The sequence below is a fragment of the Blastococcus sp. KM273129 genome (genome assembly GCF_021698995.1).
GTDB lineage: Bacteria > Actinomycetota > Actinomycetes > Mycobacteriales > Geodermatophilaceae > Blastococcus.
Genome location: NZ_SSXB01000030.1, coordinates 1 through 24,176 on the forward strand (window position 1 = coordinate 1; position 24,176 = coordinate 24,176).

At 74.5% G+C, this 24,176-nt stretch carries 22 protein-coding genes, 1 tRNA gene and 1 pseudogene; 13 read left to right on the plus strand and 11 right to left on the minus strand.

Annotated elements, in window-relative coordinates; translation table 11 throughout:
* Positions 1–249: 249 nt before the first annotated feature.
* The 4 genes from E9565_RS10630 to E9565_RS10645 all read left to right on the plus strand — a co-directional run bounded on the left by E9565_RS10630 (position 250) and on the right by E9565_RS10645 (position 4,984).
* The gene (locus E9565_RS10630; RefSeq protein WP_236824739.1) at positions 250–1,197 is read left to right on the plus strand and encodes an SRPBCC family protein; all 948 of its coding nucleotides are present in this window, start codon (positions 250–252) and stop codon (positions 1,195–1,197) included.
* Between the two features lie 26 nt (positions 1,198–1,223).
* The gene (locus E9565_RS10635; RefSeq protein ID WP_236824740.1) at positions 1,224–2,396 is read left to right on the plus strand and encodes a zinc-dependent alcohol dehydrogenase; all 1,173 of its coding nucleotides are present in this window, start codon (positions 1,224–1,226) and stop codon (positions 2,394–2,396) included.
* A 72-nt stretch (positions 2,397–2,468) separates the two neighbouring features.
* A complete protein-coding gene (locus E9565_RS10640) occupies positions 2,469–3,851 on the plus strand; it encodes a cystathionine beta-synthase (protein ID WP_236834998.1) in 1,383 nt (460 codons plus the stop codon).
* Positions 3,848–4,984, plus strand: a complete 1,137-nt coding sequence (locus E9565_RS10645; RefSeq protein WP_236835000.1) for a cystathionine gamma-synthase — start codon at positions 3,848–3,850, stop codon at positions 4,982–4,984. Before E9565_RS10640 ends, E9565_RS10645 begins: the two co-directional genes overlap by 4 nt.
* A gap of 3 nt (positions 4,985–4,987) precedes the next feature.
* On the opposite strand, the gene E9565_RS10650 is transcribed toward E9565_RS10645, so the two are convergent.
* Positions 4,988–5,305, minus strand: a complete 318-nt coding sequence (locus E9565_RS10650; RefSeq protein ID WP_236824743.1) for an antibiotic biosynthesis monooxygenase — start codon at positions 5,303–5,305, stop codon at positions 4,988–4,990.
* Between the two features lie 52 nt (positions 5,306–5,357).
* On the minus strand, positions 5,358–6,128 hold the full coding sequence (map, locus tag E9565_RS10655; protein WP_236824744.1) for a type I methionyl aminopeptidase: 771 nt from the start codon (positions 6,126–6,128) through the stop codon (positions 5,358–5,360).
* A 143-nt stretch (positions 6,129–6,271) separates the two neighbouring features.
* Between map and E9565_RS10660 the strand changes: the two genes are divergently transcribed.
* Entirely contained in the window at positions 6,272–7,153 is an 882-nt protein-coding gene (locus tag E9565_RS10660; RefSeq protein ID WP_236835002.1) for a glycosyltransferase family 2 protein, read from the plus strand.
* Here E9565_RS10660 and E9565_RS23205 read toward each other — a convergent pair.
* The gene (locus E9565_RS23205; RefSeq protein WP_236835004.1) at positions 7,131–8,000 is read right to left on the minus strand and encodes a polysaccharide pyruvyl transferase family protein; all 870 of its coding nucleotides are present in this window, start codon (positions 7,998–8,000) and stop codon (positions 7,131–7,133) included. The genes E9565_RS10660 and E9565_RS23205 overlap by 23 nt on opposite strands.
* A gap of 101 nt (positions 8,001–8,101) precedes the next feature.
* On the opposite strand from E9565_RS23205, the gene E9565_RS10670 reads away from it, so the two are divergent.
* Positions 8,102–8,611, plus strand: coding sequence for a VOC family protein (locus tag E9565_RS10670; RefSeq protein ID WP_236824747.1), 510 nt, complete (start codon positions 8,102–8,104; stop codon positions 8,609–8,611).
* A 59-nt stretch (positions 8,612–8,670) separates the two neighbouring features.
* Here the strand turns inward: E9565_RS10670 and E9565_RS10675 are convergent, their stop codons facing one another.
* The 4 genes from E9565_RS10675 to E9565_RS23210 all read right to left on the minus strand — a co-directional run bounded on the left by E9565_RS10675 (position 8,671) and on the right by E9565_RS23210 (position 11,444).
* On the minus strand, positions 8,671–8,961 hold the full coding sequence (locus E9565_RS10675) for a GNAT family N-acetyltransferase (RefSeq protein WP_236824748.1): 291 nt from the start codon (positions 8,959–8,961) through the stop codon (positions 8,671–8,673).
* 7 nt (positions 8,962–8,968) lie between these two features.
* On the minus strand, positions 8,969–9,187 hold the full coding sequence (locus E9565_RS10680; protein ID WP_236824749.1) for a ferredoxin: 219 nt from the start codon (positions 9,185–9,187) through the stop codon (positions 8,969–8,971).
* Positions 9,184–10,500, minus strand: coding sequence for a cytochrome P450 (locus E9565_RS10685; RefSeq protein ID WP_236835006.1), 1,317 nt, complete (start codon positions 10,498–10,500; stop codon positions 9,184–9,186). Before E9565_RS10685 ends, E9565_RS10680 begins: the two co-directional genes overlap by 4 nt.
* Positions 10,501–10,925: 425 nt before the next feature.
* Positions 10,926–11,444, minus strand: a complete 519-nt coding sequence (locus E9565_RS23210) for a helix-turn-helix transcriptional regulator (protein ID WP_236835008.1) — start codon at positions 11,442–11,444, stop codon at positions 10,926–10,928.
* An 818-nt stretch (positions 11,445–12,262) separates the two neighbouring features.
* Between E9565_RS23210 and E9565_RS10695 the strand changes: the two genes are divergently transcribed.
* The 3 genes from E9565_RS10695 to E9565_RS10705 all read left to right on the plus strand — a co-directional run bounded on the left by E9565_RS10695 (position 12,263) and on the right by E9565_RS10705 (position 14,273).
* Positions 12,263–12,478, plus strand: a complete 216-nt coding sequence (locus E9565_RS10695) for a hypothetical protein (protein ID WP_236824752.1) — start codon at positions 12,263–12,265, stop codon at positions 12,476–12,478.
* Between the two features lie 116 nt (positions 12,479–12,594).
* Complete coding sequence (locus E9565_RS10700; RefSeq protein ID WP_236835010.1) at positions 12,595–13,863, plus strand: GAF domain-containing sensor histidine kinase; 1,269 nt, start codon at positions 12,595–12,597, stop codon at positions 13,861–13,863.
* A gap of 74 nt (positions 13,864–13,937) precedes the next feature.
* On the plus strand, positions 13,938–14,273 hold the full coding sequence (locus tag E9565_RS10705) for a hypothetical protein (RefSeq protein ID WP_236835012.1): 336 nt from the start codon (positions 13,938–13,940) through the stop codon (positions 14,271–14,273).
* Positions 14,274–14,728: 455 nt separating this feature from the next.
* Here E9565_RS10705 and E9565_RS10710 read toward each other — a convergent pair.
* A tRNA-Met gene (locus E9565_RS10710) sits at positions 14,729–14,805 on the minus strand.
* 114 nt (positions 14,806–14,919) lie between these two features.
* Here E9565_RS10710 and E9565_RS10715 point away from each other — a divergent pair.
* Both E9565_RS10715 and E9565_RS10720 read left to right on the plus strand, forming a co-directional pair.
* Positions 14,920–15,459 carry a hypothetical protein gene (locus E9565_RS10715; protein ID WP_236835014.1) on the plus strand — a complete coding sequence of 180 codons (540 nt, stop codon included), beginning with the start codon at positions 14,920–14,922 and terminating at the stop codon, positions 15,457–15,459.
* Positions 15,460–15,610: 151 nt separating this feature from the next.
* Positions 15,611–16,636 (plus strand): SDR family oxidoreductase, encoded by a 1,026-nt coding sequence (locus tag E9565_RS10720; protein ID WP_236835016.1) that lies wholly within the window; start codon positions 15,611–15,613, stop codon positions 16,634–16,636.
* Between the two features lie 6 nt (positions 16,637–16,642).
* On the opposite strand, the gene nrfD is transcribed toward E9565_RS10720, so the two are convergent.
* The 3 genes and pseudogenes from nrfD to fdh form a co-directional block, all read right to left on the minus strand.
* Positions 16,643–17,677 carry an NrfD/PsrC family molybdoenzyme membrane anchor subunit gene (gene nrfD, locus E9565_RS10725; RefSeq protein ID WP_236835018.1) on the minus strand — a complete coding sequence of 345 codons (1,035 nt, stop codon included), beginning with the start codon at positions 17,675–17,677 and terminating at the stop codon, positions 16,643–16,645.
* The gene (locus E9565_RS10730; RefSeq protein ID WP_236824758.1) at positions 17,674–18,711 is read right to left on the minus strand and encodes a 4Fe-4S dicluster domain-containing protein; all 1,038 of its coding nucleotides are present in this window, start codon (positions 18,709–18,711) and stop codon (positions 17,674–17,676) included. Before E9565_RS10730 ends, nrfD begins: the two co-directional genes overlap by 4 nt.
* Positions 18,708–22,001 (minus strand): annotated as a pseudogene (fdh, locus tag E9565_RS10735) (formate dehydrogenase). Before fdh ends, E9565_RS10730 begins: the two are co-directional and overlap by 4 nt.
* A gap of 187 nt (positions 22,002–22,188) precedes the next feature.
* Here fdh and E9565_RS10745 point away from each other — a divergent pair.
* Both E9565_RS10745 and E9565_RS10750 read left to right on the plus strand, forming a co-directional pair.
* On the plus strand, positions 22,189–23,667 hold the full coding sequence (locus E9565_RS10745; protein ID WP_236835052.1) for an NAD(P)/FAD-dependent oxidoreductase: 1,479 nt from the start codon (positions 22,189–22,191) through the stop codon (positions 23,665–23,667).
* Between the two features lie 95 nt (positions 23,668–23,762).
* Positions 23,763–24,173 (plus strand): phage holin family protein, encoded by a 411-nt coding sequence (locus E9565_RS10750; RefSeq protein ID WP_236835022.1) that lies wholly within the window; start codon positions 23,763–23,765, stop codon positions 24,171–24,173.
* The last annotated feature ends 3 nt before the right edge of the window (positions 24,174–24,176 follow it).

Genomic DNA, 24,176 nt, shown 5'->3' on the forward strand with positions numbered 1-24,176 from the left:
CGGTGACCGTCCGGGCACGGTGGTGGTGCGGCCGTCCGCGCGCCGCTGCCACCGCCGGGCCGCGGCGCGCGGACGGCCGCACCACCACCGTGCCCGGACGGTCACCGGACGTGGCCGCGTGCCGCGGAGTTTCCGGGTGCTGGTCACGGGTAGGCGGCCGGGTGTAGCCGTCGCCGCCGCCACCGTCCCGTCGCACCCGCCCGCCGGCGCGCTCCCCGCATCGACGGACCGACCGTCAGGAGAACCCCCATGAGCTCCCGCTCCGCCAGCCGCGGTCCGCGCCGCACCGCACGCGTCCTGGGCCTCGCCAGCACCGGCCTGGGCGTCGCGATGCTGCGCGACCCGAAGGGCGTCGCGCGGTTCTCCGGCGTCGACGACTCGGCGACCGCGCTCTCGGTGATCCCGCTCGTCGGCGCCCGGGAGCTGCTGCACGCCGGACCGCTGCTCGCCGGCCGGCCGGGATGGGCCTGGACCCGGGTGGCCGGCGACGCGATCGACCTGACCGCCATGGGGGTGGCCCTGTCGAGCCGCGGTGGCGAGCGCGGGCGCCGGCTGCGCACCGCCACGGCCGCCGTCGCCGGCCTGGCCGCGCTCGACCTGCTCACCGCCGCCCGGTCCCGCCGGGCCGGCAGCCGCAGCGCCGCCCGCGAGCTGCTGCCCTCCTCGGCGCCCTGGAAGAGCGCGATCGACGTCTCCGCGGCCGCCACCGTGAACAGGCCGCCGCAGGAGGTCTACGCCCGCTGGCACGACTTCTCCCGGCTGCCCGAGTTCATGGCGCACGTGCGCGAGGTGCGCCCCGCCGGCATCGGGCGCTGGCACTGGGTCGCCGAGGCACCGGGCCGGCGCACCGTGCAGTGGGACGCCGAGGTGGTCGAGGAGTCCCCGGGCGAGCGGATCCGCTGGCGGTCGCTGCCCGGTGCCGACGTCGAGAACGCCGGGGTGGTCGAGTTCCGCCCCGCCCCCGGGGAGCAGGGCACCGAGGTTCGGGTGCGGCTGGCCTACGCCCAGCCCGGCGGCAAGGCCGGCAAAGCGGTCGCGAAGCTGTTCGGCGAGGCCCCCGACCAGCAGGTCCGCGACGACCTCGCCCGCTTCAAGCAGATCCTCGAGACCGGGCAGGTGGTCCGCTCCGAGGGCACGCCCGAGGGCCCGCTGGCCCGCCGGATGGCGAAGCAGCAGCCCGCCGCGCCCCGTTCCTGACCCGCCGACCCCAGGAAGGACACCCCGTGCGCGCCACCCAGTGGATGGGCAAGAACCACGTCGAGGTCAACGAGGTCCCCGACCCGCGGCTGCTCAACGACCGCGATGCGATCGTGCAGATCACCTCCACCGCCATCTGCGGCTCCGACCTGCACCTCTACGACGGCTTCATCCCCACGATGAAGAAGGGCGACATCCTCGGCCACGAGTTCATGGGCGAGGTGGTCGAGATCGGCAAGGGGGTCTCGAACCTGCGCGTCGGCGACCGCGTCGTCGTCCCGTTCCCCATCGCCTGCGGCGCGTGCAACGCCTGCGAGCGGGGCCTGTTCTCCGTCTGCGAGAACTCCAACCCGAACGCCGGCATGGCCGAGAAGCTCTGGGGCCACTCCCCCTGCGGCATCTTCGGCTACTCGCACCTGGTGGGCGGCTACCCGGGTGGCCAGGCCGAGTACGCCCGCGTGCCGTTCGCCGACGTCGGCCCGCTGAAGATCGAGGACGACCTGACCGACGAGCAGGTCCTCTTCCTCAGCGACATCCTCCCCACCGGCTACATGGGCGCGGAGATGTGCGACATCTCGCCCGGTGACGTCGTCGCCGTCTGGGGCGCCGGGCCCGTCGGGCTGTTCGCGGTGGCCAGCGCCAAGATGCTGGGCGCCGAGCGGATCGTCGCCATCGACCGGTTCGGCTACCGGCTGGACAAGGCGGTCGAGGCCGGCGCCACCGACGTCCTGAACTACGAGGAGGTCGACGTCCTCGACGCCCTGAAGGAACTCACCGCCGGCCGCGGTCCCGACGGGTGCATCGACGCCGCCGGGCTGGAGGCGACCCATCCGACCGCCGCGGTCGACGCCTACGACCGGGCGAAGACCGCCGTCATGGCCGAGACCGAGCGCCCGCACGCGCTGCGCGAGGCGATCATGGCCTGCCGCAACGGCGGCACCGTCTCGATCATCGGCGTCTACGGCGGGCTCATGGACAAGTTCCCGGTCGGCTCTCTGATGAACCGGTCGCTGACCGTGCGCACCGGCCAGGCGCACGTGCACCGCTACCTGAAGCCGCTCTACGAGAAGATCCGCGACGGCGAGATCGACCCGACCTTCCTGATCTCGCACACCCTGCCGCTGGACCGGGCGCCGGAGGGCTACCGCATGTTCCGGGACAAGGAGGACGACTGCACGAAGGTGGTCCTCAAGCCCTGACCGGCCCCGTCTGGTGGGATGAGCACGACCGGGGCGGCGACGAGGCCGGCCCGGGTACGAGGAGGCGCCCCCGTGCAGTACGCCGAGTCCGTCGTCGACCTGGTCGGCAACACCCCCCTGGTCCGGCTGTCGTCCGTGACCCGCCACCTGGGCCCGGACGCGCCGCTGGTGCTGGCCAAGGTCGAGTACCTCAACCCCGGCGGTTCGGTGAAGGACCGGATCGCCGTGCGGATGGTGGATGCCGCCGAGGCCGGCGGTGAACTGCAGCCGGGCGGCACCATCGTGGAGCCGACCAGCGGCAACACCGGCATCGGCCTGGCCCTGGTCGCCCAGCAGCGCGGCTACCGCTGCATCTTCGTCTGCCCCGACAAGGTCGGGCAGGAGAAGATCAACGTGCTCAAGGCCTACGGTGCGGAGGTCGTCGTCTGCCCCACCGCCGTCGACCCCGCCGACCCGCGGTCGTACTACTCGGTCTCCGACCGGCTGGCCCGGGAGACCCCCGGTGCGTGGAAGCCCGACCAGTACTCCAACCCGAACAACCCGCGCTCGCACTACGAGACGACCGGGCCGGAGATCTGGGCGCAGACCGACGGCCGGATCACCCACTTCGTCACCGGGGCGGGCACCGGCGGGACGATCAGCGGCGTCGGCCGGTACCTCAAGGAGGCCTCCGACGGCCGGGTGCAGGTCATCGGCGCCGACCCCGAGGGCTCGGTCTACTCCGGGGGCACCGGCCGCCCGTACCTGGTCGAGGGCGTCGGCGAGGACTTCTGGCCCAGCACCTACGACAAGGAGGTCGCCGACGAGATCGTCGCGGTCTCCGACGGCGACTCGTTCGCGATGACCCGCCGGCTCGCCCGCGAGGAGGGCCTGCTGGTCGGCGGCTCCTGCGGCATGGCGGTGGTGGCGGCGCTCCGGGTGGCCGAGCGGCTGACGAAGGACGACGTCCTCGTGGTGCTGCTGCCCGACGGCGGCCGCGGCTACCTGGGCAAGATCTTCAACGACGCGTGGATGGCCGACTACGGCTTCGTCGAGGCCACCGGCGGCGAGACCGTCGGCGAGCTGCTGCACGCCAAGTCGGGCGAGACGCCCACGCTGGTGCACACGCACCCGAACGAGACCGTCCGCGACGCCATCGACATCCTCCGCGAGTACGGGGTCAGCCAGCTCCCCGTCGTGCGGGCGGAGCCGCCGGTCACCGCCGGCGAGGTCGTCGGCTCCATCGACGAGAAGACGCTGCTCGACGCGCTGTTCGCCGGCCGCGCCTCGCTGGCCGACCGGGTGGAGAAGCACATGAGCCCGCCGCTGCCCATCGTCGGCTCGGGTGAGGCGGTCAGCGCCGCCGTCGCCCAGCTGGGCTCGGCCGACGCGCTGCTGGTGCACGTCGACGGCAAGCCCGCCGGCGTGGTCACCCGGCAGGACGTGCTCGGCCACCTCGCGGGGGTGACCCGGTGACCGGGTTCAACACCCGCGCCATCCACGCCGGGCAGGAGCCCGACCCGGCCACCGGCGCGGTCATCCCGCCGCTGCACCTGACCACCACCTACAAGCAGGACGGCGTCGGCGGGCTGCGCGGCGGCTACGAGTACAGCCGCAGCGGCAACCCGACCCGCGACACCCTGCACGCCGCGCTGGCCGCGCTCGAGGAGGGGACGACCGCCCTGGCGTTCGCTTCGGGGCTCGCCGCCGAGGACACCCTGCTCCGCACGGCGTGCCGGGCGGGAGACCACGTCGTCCTGGGCGGGGACGCGTACGGCGGCACGTTCCGGCTGATCTCCCGCGTGCTGTCGGAGTGGGGGCTGGAGCACACCCCGGTCGCCCTCGACGAACCCGACGCGCTGCGCGCGGCCATCCGGCCGACGACGCGGGTGGTCTGGTGCGAGACCCCCAGCAACCCGCTGCTGAACATCACCGACATCGAGGCGACGGCGGCGGTCGCGCACGAGGCCGGCGCGCTGCTCGTCGTCGACAACACCTTCGCCTCGCCCTACCTGCAGCGGCCGCTGACGCTGGGCGCCGACGTCGTCGTGCACTCGACGACCAAGTACCTCGGCGGGCACTCCGACGTCGTCGGCGGGGCCCTGGTCACCCGCGACGCCGAACTCGGCGAGAAGCTCGCCTACAACCACAACGCGATGGGGGCGGTCGCCGGCCCGTTCGACTCCTGGCTGGTGCTGCGCAGCCTCAAAACGCTGGGCGTCCGGGTGGACCGGCACTGCGCCAACGCGGCCCGGATCGCGGAGTTCCTGGTCGGCCGGCCGGAGGTCGCGGCGGTGCTCTACCCGGGGCTCCCCGACCACCCCGGTCACGAGGTGGCCGCCAAGCAGATGTCCGGCTTCGGCGGCATGATCTCGTTCCGGCTCCGCGACGGCGAGGAGGCGGCGCTGCGGGTGTGCGAGCGGACGCGGCTGTTCACGCTGGCCGAGTCGCTGGGCGGGGTGGAGTCGCTGATCGAGCACCCGGGGCGGATGACCCACGCCAGCGCCGCGGGCTCGCCGCTCGAGGTGCCGGCCGACCTGGTCCGGCTGTCGGTCGGCATCGAGGACGTCGAGGACCTCGTGGCCGACCTCGAGCAGGCGCTGGGGTGACGGTCAGGCGCCCGCCGGGGTCGGTCCGACGATGAACAGCGGGCGGAAGTGCTCCACCACGGGGAGCGGGTCGTAGAAGGGGTGCAGCAGGCGCCGCCACTCCTGGTAGGCCGGCGACCCGCGGAAGCCCTCGGTGTGGTCCTCCAGGCTGTTCCACTCGACGAGCAGGAGGAAGACGTTCTCCCGCTCCACGCACCGGGAGAGCATCAGCCTCCGGAAGCCCGGCGACGCGGAGATGATCGGGGCCGCGGACCGGAACGCCGCCTCGAACTCGGCCTCGCGGCCGGGTGCCACGGACAGCTCTGCGTGCTCGAGGATCACGGCGTGCACCGTACGACCGCCCGGCGGGACACCGGGCCCACGGCGGCGCCCCTCAGCGCGGAAGGGTCAGGATCCTCGGGCCGTCCGCGGTCACCGCGACCGTGTGCTCGACGTGCGCGGCCCGGCTGCCGTCGGCGCTGCGCAGCGTCCACCCGTCGGCGTCGACCGTGTAGTCGTCGCTGCCGCCGGCGAGGAACCACGGCTCGATGGCGATGACCAGGCCCGGGCGCAGCGGCACCCCGCGGCCGGCGCGACCCTCGTTGGGCACCGACGGCGCCTCGTGCATGGTGCGCCCCACGCCGTGGCCGCCCTGGTCGGTGTTGATACCGCACCCGCCGGCCCGGCCGACCGCACCGATCGCGGCGGAGATGTCGCCGATCCGGTTGCCCACGACGGCCGCCGCGATGCCGGCCGCCAGCGCGCGCTCGGTCGTCTCCACCAGCGCGAGGTCCTCGGGCCGCGGGGTGCCCACCGGGTAGGTCATCGCGGCGTCCCCGACCCAGCCGTCGAGCACCGCACCGGCGTCCACGCTGAGCAGGTCGCCGTCCTCGAGCACCTCGGGGGTGGGGATGCCGTGCAGCGCGACGTCGTTCACCGACAGGCAGAGCACCCCGGGGAACGGCGGGGTCGTGGGCAGCGGCGCGTACCCGAGGAAGGGTGAGGTGGCGCCGGCGTCGGCGAGGACGTCCCGGGCCACCGCGTCGAGCTGGGTCAGCCGCACACCCGGTGCCGCGATCGCGCGGACCGCGGCGTGCATGTCGGCGACGACGGCGCCGGCGGCACGCATCGCGTCCAGCTCGCCGGGGGTGCGCAGTTCGATCACGGTGGTCCTCCTCGTCCGCTCCCGCAACGCTATCCCGCGACCGGGACGCCCCCGTCCGCCGCACCCGTCGCAGGCCGACGGCCCTCACCGCACGGTGCCCGGGCGGTGTTCGAGGACCACGCCGCCGCGGTACGCAGGACCGGGTGACCAGCCCTCGCGTGACCGTCGTCGTCGCCACCCGGGACCGGCGGGGCTCCCTGCTGCGCTCGCTCTCCCACCTCGACGACGGCGCCCACCCGGTGGTCGTCGTCGACAACGGCTCCGCGGACGGCACCGTGGCCGCGGTCCGCGCCCGGCACCCGGCCGTGGCGGTGGTGGAGCTGCCGTCCAACCGCGGGGCGGTGGCGCGGACGGTGGGGGTGCAACGGGCCGGGACCCCGTACGTCGCCTTCGCCGACGACGACTCGTGGTGGGACGCCGGCGCCCTCGACCGGGCCGCCGACCTCCTCGACGCCCACCCCGGGGTGGCGCTGCTGGCCGGGCGGGTGCGGATGGCCGCCGACGGCTCGGTCGACGCGGTCACCCGCAAGCACCGGGCCGCGGTCCTGGGGCGGACGCCGGGGGCGCCGGGACCCGACGTGCTGAGCTACCCCGCGTTCGCGACGGTGGTCCGCCGCGACGCGTACCTGTCCGTCGGCGGGTTCTCCCCGCTGCTGTTCTTCGCCGGCGAGGAACACCTGCTCGCGCTCGACCTCGCGGCCGCCGGCTGGCAGCAGAGCTTCGCCGACGACGTCGTCGCCTGGCACGACCCGGCCGGTCCGCCGGGCGTCCCACCGCAGCGCTGGGCGCTGCAGACCCGCAACGACCTGCTGGTGGACTGGCTGCGCCGGCCGCTCCCGGTGGCGATGGCAGCCACCGCCCGGCTGGCCCGGCGGGCGCCGTCGGACGCGGCCGCGCGGGCGGCGCTGGTCGGCTGGGCCCGCCGGCTGCCTGCCGCTCTCCGGCAGCGGCGGCCGGTCCCGGCGGAGGTGGAGCGGCGGTTCGCCCTGGCGCAGCGCCCGCTCAGCGCCCCAGCTGCACGGTGAACCAGCGCCGCGCCTCCTCGACCCCGGCCTCCCCGCGGTCCCGGGAGCGGCCGACCGCGCCGGCCAGCTCACCGGACACGCAGCGGGCCAGCGCGGCGTCCAGGGTCTCCGCGGTCACCTCGTCGGCGTCCAGCAGCAGGGGCCAGTCCAGCGCGCGGGCCTGGCCGGCCACCTTGGCCCCACCGGCGATCGGGTCGCACGCGATGACCGGGCGGTCGTTCTTGAGCCCGAGCACGAGGCCGTGCAGCCGCATGCTGACCACGACGTCGCACCGCCGGAGCAGCGCCTCGACCTGAGCCGGGCGGCGTGGGTGCGGCTTCTCGTACAGGTCGGTGTCGACGGGGAACCACGGCAGGGCCCGGGAGGCGAGCCACTCCTCGATGACGCCGCGCACGCGGTCGGCCCGGCTGCGGTCGCCGTACTCCCCCTGCAGCGGGGCGAAGGCGACGGCGACGACGGGCGAGTCGGCCGCGGGCGCCCCGATCGCGAGGTCCGGCCGGGTCACCCCCGGGGCGTCCCGCTCCCACACCGCGTCGAACATCGTCCGGGCGGCGTCGTCGACCACGGAGACGTTGACCGCCCACCGGCGTGCCCCGGCGAACGCGGCGGTCAGGTCGCGCAGACCCGGCAGGTCACCGACCGGCCCGGTGGTGAAGACCAGGTGCGTGTAGCCGGCCGGGTCGACGTCGCGCCAGTGCACGCCCCGCTCCAGGTACGGCGCCCAGGCGACGTCGTGGTCGATGCCGAGCTCGGTCAGCCAGCCGGTGACGGCCTCCGCCCCCAGCTCGTCGCCGACGGTGGCGATCACCTCGTCGAAGCTGAACCACCCGGCCACGAGAACGCGCACGACCTCCACCCTGGCAGCCGGTGGCACCGCGGGCATCCGCAGGGAAGGAGATCCGCGTCCCACGGGTTGTGGCGGTCACCACCGACCGACGAGGAGACGCCGTGAGCACCACCGACCAGGACCGCGACCTGCCCGCCCTCGAGGCGGAGCGCGACCGCATCAGGGCCGCGCACCTGCGCCCGGCCGGTACCCGGCCGGCCTCGACCGCGCGGGGGCTGCACCACACCGCGCTGATCAGCAGCGACGTCGAGCGCACCGTGCGCTTCTACCAGGACGTGCTGGGTTTCCCGCTGACCGAGCTGATCGAGAACCGCGACTACCCCGGTTCCTCGCACTTCTTCTTCGACATCGGCAACGGCAACCTGCTGGCGTTCTTCGACTTCCCCGGCCTGGACGTCGGCCCGTACGCCGAGGTGCTCGGCGGGCTGCACCACATGGCGATCAGCGTCGACCCGCAGCGCTGGGAGGAGCTGGTGCGGCGGCTGACCGAGGCCGGGATCGCGCACGAGGTGCACAGCGGGGTGTCGGTCTACTTCCGCGACCCCGACGGCGCCCGCATCGAGCTCATCGCCGACCCGCTCGGCGAGATGTACGGCACCAAGGTCCTCTGACGGCCCCGTCCCGGGTCCCACCCTGAGCCTGCGAGGGGCGGGGAGGACGGGGTCCTCTCTCAGCGGTCCCGGTCGGCGACGAGTTCGGCGTAGTCGGGGTGCCGCTCGATCCAGCCGGCCACGAACGAGCAGCGCGGCACCACGGACCCCCCGCGCGACCGCACCTCGTCGAGGGCGGCGCGGACCAGGGTGCTGCCCAGCCCTGACTGCCCGGCGTCGGGATCGATCTCGGTGTGGGTGAACACGACGGTGTCGCCGCGGCGTTCGTAGGCGGCCAGCCCCAGCACGCGGTCGCCGTCGCGGATCTCGAACCGGTCGGCCTCGGGGACGTCGGTGACGGTGGTCTCCATGCCGCGGTCAACCCGCCGCCGGGGCGGGCTGTTCCGCGACCAGCCGCAGCGCGCGGGTGGGGCACTGCCGCACCGCCTCCTCGGCGTCGCGCAGCTCCGCGCCCTCGGGACGCGGGCGCAGCACCGTCACGGTCCCCTCGTCGCCCACCTCGAACAGGTCTGGCGCCAGGGCCTCGCAGGCGCCGGACCCCACGCAGCGCTCGAGGTCGGCCTCCAGGCGGTTCACCGGCCGCCCGCCAGCCGGGCCGGCAACCGCTTGAGCCCGTTGACGAACGAGGACCGGAGCCGGTCGGGCGGGCCGGTGACCTCCAGGTCGGGCAGCTGCTCGAAGACCCGCGTGAAGGTGACCGCCAGCTCGCGCCGGGCGAGGTGCGCGCCCAGGCAGAAGTGCGGCCCCTTCGACCCGAACCCGACGTGCGGGTTGGGGTCGCGGCCGAGGTCGAAGCGGTGCGGGTCGGGGAACACCGCGGGGTCGCGGTTGGCCGCGGCGTAGAAGAGCAGGAACTTGTCCCCCGCGGCGAACGGGTAGCCGTTCAGCTCGCCGTCGCGGGTGGCGGTGCGGCGCATCCAGGTGACCGGGCTGGTCCACCGCACGATCTCCTCGACCGCCGTGCGGGTGAGCCCGGGGTCGGCGACCCAGCGGGCACGCTGGTCGGGGTGCTCCTGCAGCGCCAGCAGCCCCTGGGAGATCGCGTTGCGGGTGGTCTCGTTGCCGGCCACCAGCAGCAGGATGAAGAACGAGGCGATCTCCTGGTGGGTGAGCTTCTCGCCCTCGACCTCGGTGGTCACCAGCGCCGTCGTCAGGTCGTCGGTCGGGTGCGCCAGCCGCTCGGCGGCCAGCCGCTCCATCAGCCCGGCCAGCTCGATGCCCGCCATGAGCACCCCGGTGAGCGGGTCCTCCTCGTCCTCGACGAGCTCCGGGTCACCGCCGGAGAGGATGACGTTCGACTTGGCCAGCACCATCGCGCGGTCCTGCTCCGGGACGCCCATCATGTCGCAGATGACCCGCAGCGGGATGGGGGCGGCGAGGTCGGCGACCACGTCGAACGTGCCGTCCCCCTCGGCCGCCTTCCGGCGCACCGCGGCCAGGACGTCGTCGACGACGACCGCCACCGAGTCGACCACCCGTTCGAGCATCCGCGGCGTGAACGTCTTCGCGACGATGCGGCGGATCTTGGCGTGCCGCGGGTCGTCCATGCTGATCAGCGAGCCGTAGAACTCGTTGAGGTCGGCCGGGATGTCCTGGATGGAGACGGCTCCCTCACCCGAGCAGAAGACGGCGGGCTGCGAGCTGATCGCCTCCAGGTCGGCGTAGCGGGTGACCGCGTGGTATCCGGGCCCGCTCGGCAGGTTGGGGATCTCCGGCTCGGCGAAGAAGGCGAACGGGCGCTGGGCGCGGAGCCGGTCGAAGACGGCGTGCCGCTCGGCCGGCGGGCGGGACCAGAAGTCGCGGTCGGACAGGTCGATGCCGAGGTCGGCGGCGCCCGCCCTGCGGGGCTGCGGAACGGTTCCGGGAGCTGGTGCGGCGTCGACGGACACGAGAGGTCCTCCCTGGGCGGCGGTCGTGCTCCGCACGCTAGAGAGAATCGTGGTGACACACAACACACCCCGCGAGCCACCCGCCCGCGCAGGCACGGAGGCCCGGTCACCTGCTTGGCCGGGCCTCCAGCAGCTCGCACGACCGACAAGACCTGGGCCTCCCCGTGCAGCGGTACGAGCAGATCGCCTCCGGGCCGGCGAGGAGGTCTCGCGGCCGGAGCTCGCCGGCCGGCTGATGGCCCGCGCGCTGCTGAGCGGACTGGGGGTGTTCGAGTTCACCCCGCCACCGTGCGAGCCGAGCGCAGCGGCTCCGAGAGCCTCCAGCGGTCGCCGCGCGGGTGCTCGGCGGGAACGACCACGTCCCCGACCGGGCCGCAGGCGACCGGTCCGCCGTGGCCGGGTCGCCCCGTACCACCCGCGGGTGGTCAGGACAGCAGGGTCTGCTGCGGCGTGCGGCCGTAGGCCTGCCGGTAGGCGGCGGCGAACCTGCCGTGGTGGGCGAATCCCCAGCGCGCCGCGACGGCGGCGACCGTGGTGTCGGTGGTCAGATCGGCGGCCTGCAGCTCGCGGTGCACCCGATCCAGGCGTACCCGGCGCAGGTAGGCGGTCGGGGTGGTGTCCCGGTACCGGCGGAACGCCGCCTGCAGCGCCCGCGGCCCGATCCCGGAGGCGTCGACGATGTCGGCCAGGGTCAGCGGTTCGCCGGCGTGGGCGTCGATGTACTCGACCGTGCGCCGCACCGCCGCCGGCATGACCTGCCCGGGCGGAGCGGCGCCCGAGGTGCCGGTCGCCGTGTGGGGGAAGGCGGCCAGCACCGCCGCCGCGGCGGCATCGATCGCGGCGGCCCGGAAGATCGGCTCGGCGACAGGCGGGGCGTCGCCGGCGAACAGCGAGTGCAGGTAGCCGACCGAGTTCCGGCAGTAGCGGGCTGCGGCGGCGGACACCGGGGTGATGGCCTCGAAGCGGAACTCGCCCGGGTCCAGCCCGCTCTGCGCAGCGGCGCGCCGGGTGATCTCGCTCGTCGGGACCCGGACGACGTGGAGGTCGAGCCGCCGCCACTCGCAGGTGAACGCAGCGCCCTGGGGGGAACATCACCACGTCGCCGGCGACGATGCGGACCTGCTCGCCGTCGTGCGACACCTCCAGATCACCTCCGCCGAGCACGGCGATCCAGGTGTCGTGGACCGGATCGACGTCCTCACGGACGCTCATCGTGTGCTGCAGGACATCGACGGCGAGACCACCGACGGAAGCTGTCGCCTGGCGGTAGGCGAAGTTCTCCGGGGAGCCGCGGACCCGCAGCCGGTGCGGGGCGAAGGTGTCCCGGATGGCCTCGTGCGCCCGCACGACATCCCGGGTCGAGACCTCGAAGCGGTCCACACCTCTCGCCGACGGCACGTCTCGTCACCCCCTGCGCACGCCCTCCAGGATCCGGCGCGCCGTTGGGTCCACCGGTACCCAGGTTCCGCCGGTCTACCAGGAAACGAGCCGCCGGGGTCGTCCGCGACGCGCGGCTGTCGGCCGGAAAGCGAGCAACATCCGTTCCAGTATTTGAAGTTCCCGCCCGTCCTGCGGTGCAGTGGCACCCAGGCGTCACGAGCCGGAAGGGATCGCGGGAACCGGCGCTCGACCCGGTCGAGCGCCGCCGAGGGGTCCGGAGCACCCGCCGTGGCTGCGGGCAGCGGAGTCGGGAGGTGGGATGACGACGAGCCGGGGTGAGTCGGGGCGGAGTCGGGGCGAGGCCGGTCAGGGACCGTGGACCGTGGGCGCCGACGACCTGGCCGACCGGGACTGGTCCGGGGAGACGGTGCAGATGCCGAGCGGCAGGCTGCACGCGGTGGTCGGTGAGGGGCTGATCGTCGGTCGGGCGGTCTGCACCGCCCCGGTGGTGCTGCTGGACCCACGGGACTGGCGCTGGCCGGACGACGGGGCCGAGGAGTGGCCGCTGTGCTGGATCTGCCTGACCCTCACCCGGTGACCCGACCTGCCGACGAGCTGCGGGCGCCGCTGCCCGGCGACGGCATGCCAGGTCGGGCTCGCAGGTCGAGCCGGGGTCCGTCACCGAGGTCGGAGCGCCGAGAAGGGGCGTGCACCATGTCCGGCGACCGATCGCCGTTCACCGCCGGGGACAAGGAGCTGCTCAGCGCCTTCGCCGCCCCGGTCGGTGACGCGAGCGGCCGGCTGCACCAGGGCTCCGGTGCCCGTGGCGAGTGGTTGGTGGCCTCGGTGGAGGTCACCCGCGAGGTCCTGTCGGCCGGACCGGGCAGCGGGCCGGATCCCCTGCGGCTGATCGCCGAGCGGACCTGCGAGATCGGCGAGGCCGAGCTGGTGCTCGTCCTGCGGCCCACCGACCCCGCAGGCGACGAGCTGACCGTCGAGGTCGGCGTGGGCGCCGGCGCCGATCGCCTGCGGGGACGCCGCCTGCCCGTGCAGACGTCGCTGGCCGGGCGGGTGCTGACCTCCACCGAACCGGTCCGCCTGCCGCACCTGACCGACGCCGAGCTGACCGGTGAGGTCGAGCTCGGCCCGGCGATGGCCGTGCCGCTGCTGGGTTCCGGCCGCGTCCACGGCGCGCTCGTCGCGGCACGGCTCGACGGTCGTCCCGGGTTCACCGACGCAGACGCCGACGGGGCCACGACGTTCGCCCACCACGCCGCGCTGGCCCTCGAGCGCGCTGAAGCCCGGGCGCAGCACCAGCTCCACGCCCTGCTGGCCGACCGTCAACGCATCGCCGACGACCTGCACGACCACGTCATCCAGCGGCTGTTCGCCACGGGGCTGAAGCTGCACGGCGTCGCCGGTGGTGCGCTCACCGGCCGGGCGGCCGACCGGCTGCGCACGGCGGTCGACGACCTGGACGAGGTCATCGACACGATCCGCGCGGCGATCTTCCACCTCGACTCCCCGCTGCGCACTCGACGGGAAGACGTGCGCGACCGGTTGCTGCAGGTACTCGCCGACGTCCGTCCTGCTCTCGGCTTCGACCCCTCGCTGCGCATCTCCGGGCTACCGGACGATCTGCCACCCGATGTCGTCGGCGACCTGCTCGCCGTCACCCGGGAGGCGCTGACCAACACCGCCAAGCACGCCCGGGCGTCCACCGTGGACGTCGACGTCCGGACCGGCGACGGCCGGCTGACCCTGCGGGTGACCGACGACGGGAGCGGCGTGGGTGACGCCACCCGGCGCAGCGGCCTGGCGGGCCTCCGGCGCCGTGCCGACGGTCACGGCGGCGCCTTCCACATCTGCCCCGCCCACCCCCGGGGCACGCGGCTCACCTGGTCGGTGCCGCTCGGCCGGCGCCACGACCCGGACCACGTCGGCACGCCGCCGGTCGCCGGTACCCGATCGGGGCCGCGATGACCAGGGCCGATGGCGCACGGCCCGGGTGCCCCTGCGACTGGCGAACCGGAACATGCGGGACGGAGTGTGGGTCCATGGAGATCGGGGCCACCGCGATGCTGCCCTGGGACGACGCCGCCGCGGCCCGCTCGGCGCTGCGCACGCGGCTGCGTGACGTCGTCGAACGCCGCGAGATCCCGGAGAGCGCGCTGGACGGGGCCACGATGGTGGTCGCCGGACCGGTCACCGTCACCGATGCCGGGGGCCGTACCTGGTTCCAGTGGGTCGCGACGCTCAGGATGCCGTCGGCGGCCGCAGCCGCCCCGCTGCCGTCCGACCCCACCGCCGTGGAGGACCCACCCGCTCCGGGCGGTCCGGCTGCCCGGCCGACCGTGGACGACCTCCGCCTGCTCCGGCATCGCGTCGGCTGACAGTGAGGTGTAGGCGGACGGGGTCACCCCGGCTGGTCGGACTCCTCGGCTGACCGACGCTTGGCCGTCTGGGACCGGATTCGTCGATCGGTGCGGGGTGGCCCCGTCCGCTGCACGTCACCGGAATCGAGCTCCGAGGCGACCACGCCACCGGCGTGCTCACCGCCGACGGGCATCGGCTGCTGGTTGTGCCACGGCGGACGACCGGCACTCCCCGCTCCATCTGCCGACATCCTGCCCGCGACCCGACGCCGGAACCCACGTGCTGGTCCCGGTCCACGACCTGCACATCCGCGTCATCGACACCGCCACCGCCACCGGCGAGCAACTGCGCGCGCTCACCCTCGGTCCGCCCCTCGACCACCAGCCGACCAGCCGGACCCACCCCGGAAAAGCGCTAGCCCGGGCCCACTTCCGTGGGGCCCGGGCTATGCCGATGTCCTGCGACATCACAGTGGTAGCGGGGACAGGATTCGAACCTGCGACCTCTGGGTTATGAGCCCAGCGAGCTACCGAGCTGCTCCACCCCGCGTCGGTCTCCCCACCGTACACCCCTGCGTGCCACGGCGGGTCCCCCGGCGGGACCTCGCGCGGAGCACCCCCGCGACCGCGACACTGGTCCCAGCCGCTCTCCCCAGGAGGTCCCGTGTCCCGTCCCCCCACCGGCCTGCACAACGTCGATCTGCTGGCCGTCTACCTCAACGACCACCTGGCCGCCTCGATCGGGGGCATCGAGCTCGTGCGGCGGATGATCGGCGTGCACGGGGGCACGCAGTACGAGCCCCCGCTCCAGCAGCTGCTGACCGAGCTGCACGAGGAGAACGCCGCGCTCCGGGCGATCATGGTCGACCTGGGGCTCCCCGTGCAGCGGCACAAGCAGGTCGCGCTCTGGCTCGGCGAGAAGGTCTCGCGGCTGAAGCTCAACGGCCGCCTGCTCTCCCGCTCCCCGTTGAGCGACCTCGTGGAGTTCGAGTTCCTCGCCTCCGCCGTCCGGGCCAAGCGCAGCGGCTTCGAGAGCCTCCGCGAGGTGGCCGACGCCGACCACCGCCTGGACGCCGACCGGCTCGACCAGCTCGTCGAGCAGGCGAACCGGCAGCACGCCTGGCTCACCACGACCCGGCGCGAGGTCGCCGCGCGGTTGTTCGGCGGGAACGCCCACGCACCTGACGCGGCCGCCGGCGACTGAGGCTCCCCGCGCCCTGCTCGACGACCCGGTCGGCCGCCGGGACGGGTTTGCGGTCCGCGCCCGGCGAACACACCGATGGGGACCGAAGGCGCCGAGGGGCGCTGCACCCACGTGGCGCGGCGGGCCGCGCCCACCACGGGAGGGAGCTGCCGTGCGCGGAACGGACGGAGCCGGGACCGGTCAGGTCGTCGTCGTGACCGGCGCGAGCGGGGGGATCGGCCGCGCCGCCGCGGTCGCCTTCGCCCGCAGGGGGGACCGGGTCGCCCTGCTGGCCCGGGGTGAGAAAGGCCTGGCCGGGGCCGCCGCGGACGTCCGGGAAGCCGGCGGCACCCCGCTGGTGGTCCCGGTGGACGTCGCCGACGCGGCGGCCGTCGAGGCGGCGGCGAACCGGGTGGAGGAGGAGCTCGGGCCGATCGACGTCTGGTGCAACGTCGCCTTCAGCACGGTGTTCGCGCCGTTCGAGGAGATCACCGCGGAGGAGTGGGAGCGCGTCACCCGGGTCACCTACCTGGGGTTCGTGCACGGCACCATGTCGGCGCTGCGGCGGATGAGGCCACGCGACCGCGGGGTGATCGTGCAGACCGGCTCGGCGCTCGCCTACCGCGGCATCCCCCTGCAGAGCGTCTACTGCGGGGCCAAGCACGCCATCAAGGGTTTCACCGAGTCGCTCATGACCGAGCTGCGGCACGACGGCAGCAACGTGCGCGTCACGATGGTCAACCTGCCGGGGGTGAACACCCCGCAGTTCGACTGGGTGCTCAACAAGCTGCCCGAACGGCCGCAGCCGGTGCCCCCGATCTACCCGGTCGACACGATGGCCCGAGCGCTCGTGCACGCGAGCGAGCACCCCCGGCGCCGTGCGTGGTGGGTCGGCAACCCGACCGTCTGGACGATCGTCGGCAACAAGGTCTGGCCCCAGTTCATGGACTGGTACCTCGCCCGGAACGGGTACGAGGGGCAGCAGCGCGGCGAGCCCGCTTCGCCGGGCGACCCGGTCAACCTCTGGGAGCCGGCCGACGGGCCCGACGGGCGCGACTTCGGGGCCCGGGGCAGCTTCCGGCACCGGACACGGGACCGGGATCCGCAGATCTGGGCCTCCCGCCACCACGGGACCCTCGCCGCACTCGGCGCCGGGGCGGTCGCCTCGGGGCTGGCCGCCTGGCGCCGGGCGCGCTGACGGCCCTCAGGAGGGGGCGCCGGCGGCCGCGGCGTCCCGCTCGGCCGCGCGGGCCCGCTGCGGCTCGACGGTGTACTTCGGGTCCCGCGCGCTGGCCAGGCCGGCGTCGAAGACGCCGAAGCGGGTGACCGCCGAGCCGGCCGCCAGGAGGGCCCCGCCGAGCAGCGCGGGGACCCGCCGCCGGCCGGCGGCGAGGGTCAGCGCCGTCCCGGTCACCGTGCAGGCGCGGGCCGCCCGCAGCAGCCGGCCCGCCCGTCCGGTGCGGTACGGCTCGCTCACCAACCCGTGCCCGTGCTCGATGCGGTGCATGGCGGCCAGCTCGACCAGCGCACCCGTGACGGCCACCTGCCGGGCCGGCCCGGCCTCCTCCGCGGGGCTGCAGGCGACGGCGATGCCGCCGCCCGCGGCCATCGCCGAACCGGCGAACGCGAACGGCAGCTCGCGGTGCGCCTCGTGCCAGGACGGCACGGCGGTGTCGGCGAGCAGCGCGGCGGTGTAGGTCGTCATCGGCCCGCCGAGCGCCGCCGCCCCCAGCCCGGTGAGCAGCCGCAGCCGCGGGAAGCGGCCGAGCAGGTGGGCACCGGCCGTCGCCGTGGTCAGCGCGCTGAACGGCGCCAGCACCCACGACCCCACCGACAGCGGCGAGGTCGGCTTGAAGACCCGCAGCATGTTGAGGAACCGCGCGGGCCGGCCCAGGTCGTGGATGAGGAAGCCCACCGACGTGAGCGCTCCGCCTCCCGCGGTCAGGTGCGCCGCCCGGGCCAGGGCCGGGCGGCCGGTCAGCTCCGCCATGGTCCCCAGCAGCGCCGAGGTACCCGCCGCCCCGCCGAGGAAGAGGTACAGCGGCACGTCCGGCGTCTTCCACACCGGCGGCTTGATGACCGGGCGCCCGTAGTAGGAGGTGAACTCGGCCTCGCCCACCACCGACTCGCCGGGGCGGGGCGGCCGGCCCCCCGACCGGCGGCGCCGCTCCCGGTCCTGCGCGGGCGGGCCGTCCGCCCGGCGCCAGCCGGCCCCGGGGACGCCCTCGGCCGCCGTCACCGGCGTCGTCCCGCGAAGGCCGAGGCCACCACGCCGACGACCAGCGCCGCGCCCGCCGCGACGTGCCGCCACATCGACGGCAGGTCACGCGTGGTCACCACCGGGTCCGGCGGCAGGCCGTAGACCTCCGGTTCGTCCAGCAGGAGGAAGAACGCGCCCGCTCCCCCCACGCCGTCGTCCTCGTCGTGCCCGTACAGGCGGGCGCCCTCGACCCCCTTCTCCTGGAGTGCCGCCAGCCGGGCGTCGGCACGGGCCCGGAGCTCGTCGAGGTCGCCGAACTGGATGGACTCGGTGGGGCAGGCGCTCGCGCACGCCGGCTGGAGCCCGTCGGTCAGCCGGTCGTAGCACAGGGTGCACTTGAACACCCGGCCGTCGTCCTGCCGCTGGTCGATCACGCCGTAGGGGCAGGCGGGCACGCAGTACCCGCAGCCGTTGCAGATGTCCTCCTGCACGACGACGCTGCCGAACTCGGTGCGGAACAGCGAGCCGGTCGGGCAGACGTCCAGGCAGGCGGCGTGCGTGCAGTGCTTGCAGACGTCGGAGCTCATCAGCCACCGGATCTCCCGGTCGCCCGACGTGGTCTGCTGGGGTGCGCTCTGCTCCGCCGTGGTCGACGACGCGGGCACCCCGGGGTGGACGACCGGCGGATCCGCCAGCGGGCGCTGCCCACCGGCGCTGCCCGGCGCACCGACGGTGGGCATCGGCAGGTCGACGGCGCGGCTCTGCTCGACGAAGGCGACGTGCCGCCAGCTGTTGGCGCCCAGCATGCCGGTGTTGTCGTACGAGGCCCCGGTCAGCCCGAGCTGGGCCCGGTTCCCCTCGGCGTCGTCCATCGGGAGGGTGTTCCACTCCTTGCACGCCACCTCGCAGGCCTTGCAGCCGATGCACACCGAGGTGTCGGTGAAGAAGCCGACCCGGGGCGGGTGGTCCTCGCCGTAGCCCCGCTCACCGGCGACGTCGGGGACCGGCCCGAACAGCCGGTTGCGCGGGTCGTCGCCGGAGAACGCGGTGCTCGCCGAACTGATCGTCGTCATGACCGCTCCTCGATCGGGGCCCGGCCGTTGGGCCCGAGCCGTCCGCTGGCGACGCCGGCCCGGCGGCGGTGCTCCTCCACGAACTCGACCAGCGCCGGTCCGCGGGGCCGCCGCCCGGGCCGGATGTCGCAGGTGGCCACCTTCGACTCCTGGATGTGCACGTTGGGGTCCATCACGACCCCGAGCAGCTCGTTGGCCGAGTCACCGGTGGTGATGCCGTTCTGCCCCCAGTGGTACGGGATGCCGATCTGGTGCACCTCGCGGCCGGCGATCCGCAGCGGGCGCATCCGCTCGGTGACCAGCACCCGCGCCTCGATGGCGTTGCGGGCGCTGACCAGCGTGGCCCAGCCCATGTGCTCCAGCCCGCGCTCGGCGGCGAGCTGGGGGCTCACCTCGCAGAAGAACTCGGGCTGCAGCTCGGCGAGGTACTCCAGGGTGCGGCTCATCCCGCCGGCGGTGTGGTGCTCGGTGAGCCGGTAGGTGGTGACGACGAACGGGAAGACCTCGCTCATCGCCGGGTTGGCCCGGTTCCAGGCGCCCCGGAGCTCCTTGCGCGCGGGGTTCGCCTGCCGCTCGTACAAGGGGTTGGGCACCGGTGACTCGGCCGGCTCGTAGTGCGTCGGCATCGGCCCGTCGGCCAGCCCCGCCGGCACGAACAGCCACGCCTTCCCGTCGCCCTGCATGATGAACGGGTCGGTGCCGGAGAGGGCGTCCTCGGCGGTCGCCCCCTCGTCCGGGACGTGGTCGGGCCGCTTGGTGGCCTGGAAGTCCGGGACGTCGGGCCCGGTCCACTTCCCGGTGTCCTCGTCCCAGTACACGTACTTCTTGCGCTCGCTCCACGGGCGCCCCTGGGGGTCGGCCGAGGCGCGGTTGTACAGCACCCGGCGGTTCATCGGCCACGCCCAGCCCCACTCGGGCGCCACCAGGTCCTGCTCCGTGCGCGGCTTCTTCCGGTTCGCCTGGTTCACCTCGTCGGCGAAGACGCCGGAGTAGATCCAGCACCCGCAGCTGGTCGAGCCGTCGTCGGCCAGCTCGGTGTACCCGGACACCGCCGTGCCGTCCGGCCCGGTACCGCTGATCTCGCGGAGCACCGCGTGCGCGCTGGGTTCGTCGTGGGGCCCGTGCGTCGGGTAGTCCCAGGTGAGCTCGAGGACCGGCCGGTCGCGGGGGTCGGTGGAGCCGGCGAGCTTCTCGCGGATGGTGCGGCCGAGGTGGAAGTAGAACCAGAGGTCGCTGCGGCAGTCCCCCGGCGGCTCCACCGCCTGGGAGTGCCACTGCAGCAGCCGCTGGGTGTTGGTGAACGAGCCGTCCTTCTCCACGTGCGCGGCCGCGGGCAGGAAGAAGACCTCGGTGGGGATCTGCTCGGTGACCAGCTCGCCGGTCTCGATCTCGGGGCCGTTCTGCCAGAAGGTCGCGGACTCGATCATCTGCAGGTCCCGGACGACGAGCCACTCGAGGTTGGCCAGCCCCAGCCGCGACATCTTCCCGTTGGCGTTGCCCACGACGGGGTTCTCGCCGACCAGGAAGTAGCCGGGCACGGTGCCCTGGATCTGCTCGGCGATGGTCGTGTAGTTGCTGTGGTCGCCGGTCAGCCGCGGCAGGTGGTCGAAGCGGAAGTCGTTCTCCGGCTGCGCGGCCTCCCCCCACCAGGCCTTGAGCAGGCTGACGGCGTACTTCCGCATGTTGCCCCAGTAGCCGACCGAGCCCGACGCCTCGGCGACGAAGTCGTCCAGGTCCCGGTCCTCGCGGGCGTGCGGCATCGGGATGTACCCGGGCAGCAGGTTGTACAGCGTCGGGATGTCGGTCGACCCCTGGATGCTGGCGTGCCCGCGCAGGGCGAGGATCCCGCCACCCGGCCGGCCCATGTTGCCGAGCAGCGCCTGCAGCACGCTCGCGGCGCGGATGTACTGCACACCCACGGTGTGCTGGGTCCACCCGACCGAGTAGACGAAGGCGCTGGTGCGCTCGCGCCCCGAGTTGCTGGTCAGCGCGTCGGCCACCTTCAGGAACACGGCGGGCTCGATGCCGCAGACCTCCTGCACCATCTCCGGGGTGTAGCGCGCGTAGTGGCGCTTGAGCACCTGGAACACGCACCGCGGGTGCTGCAGCGTCTCGTCGCGCTGCGGCTTCCCGCCCACGGGCATCCCCCCGCTGCCGGCCTGCTCCGAGCTGCCCTCCGAGTGCTCCTCGGCGTCCGGTGCGCTCCCCGGCTGCCCGCCTCCCGCGGAGCCCGAGGCCCCGGGCTTGGGGGCCTGGCGCTGCCCGGCGGCGGCGGTCACCGACGTGCCCTCGTACTGCCACGTCGTCTCGTCGTACTGCCCCTTCCCGGGGTCGTACCCGGAGAACAGCCCGTCGAGGTCCTCGGTGTCCCGGAAGTCCTCGCGCAGGATGGCCGCCGCATTGGTGTAGGCGGTGACGTACTCGCGGAACTCCAGGCCGTGGGAGAGCACGTGGTTGATCAGCCCGCCGAGGAGGGCGATGTCGCTCCCCGCCCGCAGCGGCACGTGCACGTCGGCCAGCGCGCTGGTGCGGGTGAACCGCGGGTCGACGTGGATGACCGTGGCGCCCCGCGCCTTGGCCTCCATCACCCACTGGAAGCCCACCGGGTGGGCCTCGGCCATGTTGGAGCCCTGGATGACGATGCAGTCGGAGTTGGCCAGGTCCTGCTGCGGCATCGTCGCGCCGCCGCGACCGAACGTGGTCCCCAGACCGGGGACCGTGGAGGAGTGCTATATGCGCGCCTGGTTCTCGACCTGCACCGCGCCCAGGGCGGTGTAGAGCTTCTTCATGAGGTAGTTCTCCTCGTTGTCGAGGGTCGCCCCTCCGAGGCTCGCTATCCCCATCGTGCGGTTGACGCGCTTGCCGTCGACCTCGTCCTGCCAGGTCTCGCGCCGGGTACGGATGACCCGGTCGGCGATCATGTCCATCGCGGTGTCGAGGTCGAGGTCCTCCCACTCCGTCCCGTACGGGCGGCGGTAGCGGACCCTCGTCTCGCGGGTCGAGTTCGTGACGAGGTTCTTGCTGGCCGCGCCCTTGGGGCACAGCCGGCCACGGCTGATCGGCGAGTCGGGGTCCCCCTCGATCTGGGTGACCTCCCCGTCCTGCACGTACACCCGCTGGCCGCAGCCCACCGCGCAGTAGGGGCACACGCTCTGCACCACCCGGTCCGCGGTGGCCGTCCGGGGGGTGAGGGTGTCGGTCCGCCTGCTCCGGACGGCGTCGCCGCGGCCGGACCGGTCCTCGCCGGTGAGCTGCCGGACCACCGGCCACGCATCGAGCCAGGTCTTCACGCGCGCCTCCTGCGGGCCCGCCCCTCGGGGAGGCGGACGGGGTGCCGGGCGTGCAGGCACGGTCTCGGGTTGCACACCACGGCCCGTTCGGCTGCCGGTCCCGACGCTAGCCACCCGCCGGGCGACCCGCACGTCCGAGCAGGTGATCGCCGCCGTCGGCTGGCCCCTGGGCAGGTCCTCGCCCAGCATGGGGACGGTGAGCGGGAAGCCGGATGCCGTCGTCGTCGGCTCGGGGCCGAACGGGCTGGCAGCGGCCCTGCGGCTGGCCGCCGCCGGCCTGCGGGTGCAGGTCCTCGAGCGCGACGCGCGGCCCGGTGGCGGGATCCGGTCGGCCGAGCTGACCCGGCCGGGCTTCCTCTCCGACGTCTGCGCCTCGGTGCACCCCATGGCCGCCGCCGCGCCGTTCTTCCGCGAGTTCGACCTCCCGTCCCGCGGCGTGCGGCTGCTCCACCCGGAGATCCCCTACGCCCACCCCCTCGACGGCGGCCGGGCCGCGGTGGCCCACCGGTCGCTGGAGGAGACGGCCGACGGGTTCGGGCCCGACGGCCCCGCCTACCGCCGGCTGCTCGGCCCGCTGGTCGACGCGGGGGACGACCTGGTGGAGTACTTCCTCGGGAGCGCGCTGCGTCGCATCCCCACGCGGAGCCTCCCGGCGATGGCCTCGTTCGCCGTCAACGGCCTGCCGAACGTCCGCTGGCTGGCCCGCCGGTGGTTCCGCACCGACGCCCCGCGGGCGCTCCTGGCCGGAGCGGCAGCGCACGGGACGCTGGACCTGACCCGCGCGATCACCGGCGGGTTGGGGCTGCTGCAGGGGATGCTCGCCCACCACGGCGGCTGGCCGCTGGTCGAGGGCGGCTCGCAGCGGATGGCCGACGCGATGGTCGGCGCGCTCCGGGAGCAGGGCGGCGAGGTGGTGACCGGGCACGAGGTCACCGACCTGCGCGAGTTCGACGGCGTTCCCGCCGTCCTGCTGGACACCACGCCCCGGGCCTTCGTCCGGATGGCCGGCGACCGGGTCCACGAGGGGTACCGCCGCTGGGTGTCGCGGTACCGCCACGGCCCGGGGGTGTTCAAGATCGACTGGGCGCTGTCGGAGCCGGTGCCCTGGACCCATGCCGCCGTCCGCCGCGCCGGCACGGTGCACCTCTCCGGCGACCTCGAGGAGACGGTCGCCGCCGAGTCCGCCCCCTCCTCGGGGCGCCACACCGACCGGCCGTTCGTGATCGCCGTGCAGCCCACCGTGGCCGATCCGACGAGGGCTCCGTCCGGCGGGCACGTGCTGTGGGCGTACGCGCACGTGCCGAACGGCTCCGACGCCGACCTCACCGACCGGATCGAGGCGCAGGTGGAGCGGTTCGCCCCCGGTTTCCGCGACACGGTGCTCGCGCGGCACACCATGCGCGCACCCGAGATGGAGGCCTACAACCCCAACTACGTCGGCGGGGAGATCTCCAACGGCGAGGCGTCCCTCCGGCAGATGCTCGCCCGCCCGGTGCCCCGGTGGAACACGTACAGGACCCCCGTACCCGGCACCTACCTGGCCTCCTCGGCCACCCCACCGGGGCCCGCGGTCCACGGCATGTGCGGCGACAACGCGGCGCGGGTGGCGCTGCGCGAGGTCTTCGGGGTGCCGACGGCGCCGCCCCTGCGACCGCCCGCGACCTGACGTCCGCGCTCGCGGTCCGGGTTCGGCGCCCGGTGCCCCCGGGTAGCGGACGCGGTGCCGCACCCGCCACCCGACCGAGCGCGAGGAGCACCGCCATGAGCGAGCCGAGCCCGAGCAGCTCCACCAGCGACCTGCTCCAGTCCCTGGGCGCCGACCTCTCCACCCTGGTCCGGAAGGAGCTGCAGCACGCCCAGGCCGAGCTGGCCGGGAAGGCACGGCAGGCCGGTCGCGCCGGCGCGCTCCTCGGCGCCGCCGGCGTCCTCGGGGCGATGGCCGTCGGCGGCTCCACCGCCCTGCTGCTGCGCCTCCTGGACCGCAGGCTCAGCCCCACGACCTCCGCCGCCCTGGCGAGCGGCCTCCTCGCCGGCGGCGCCGGTGCGCTGGCGGCCGGCGCCCTGGCCGAGCTCCGCCGGGCGTGGCCGATCGTCCCGGACGAGGTGGTGGACAGCCTCCGCGAGGACGTCCACGCCGTCACCACCATCGAGGGCCCCCCGGCGACGGGCTGAGCG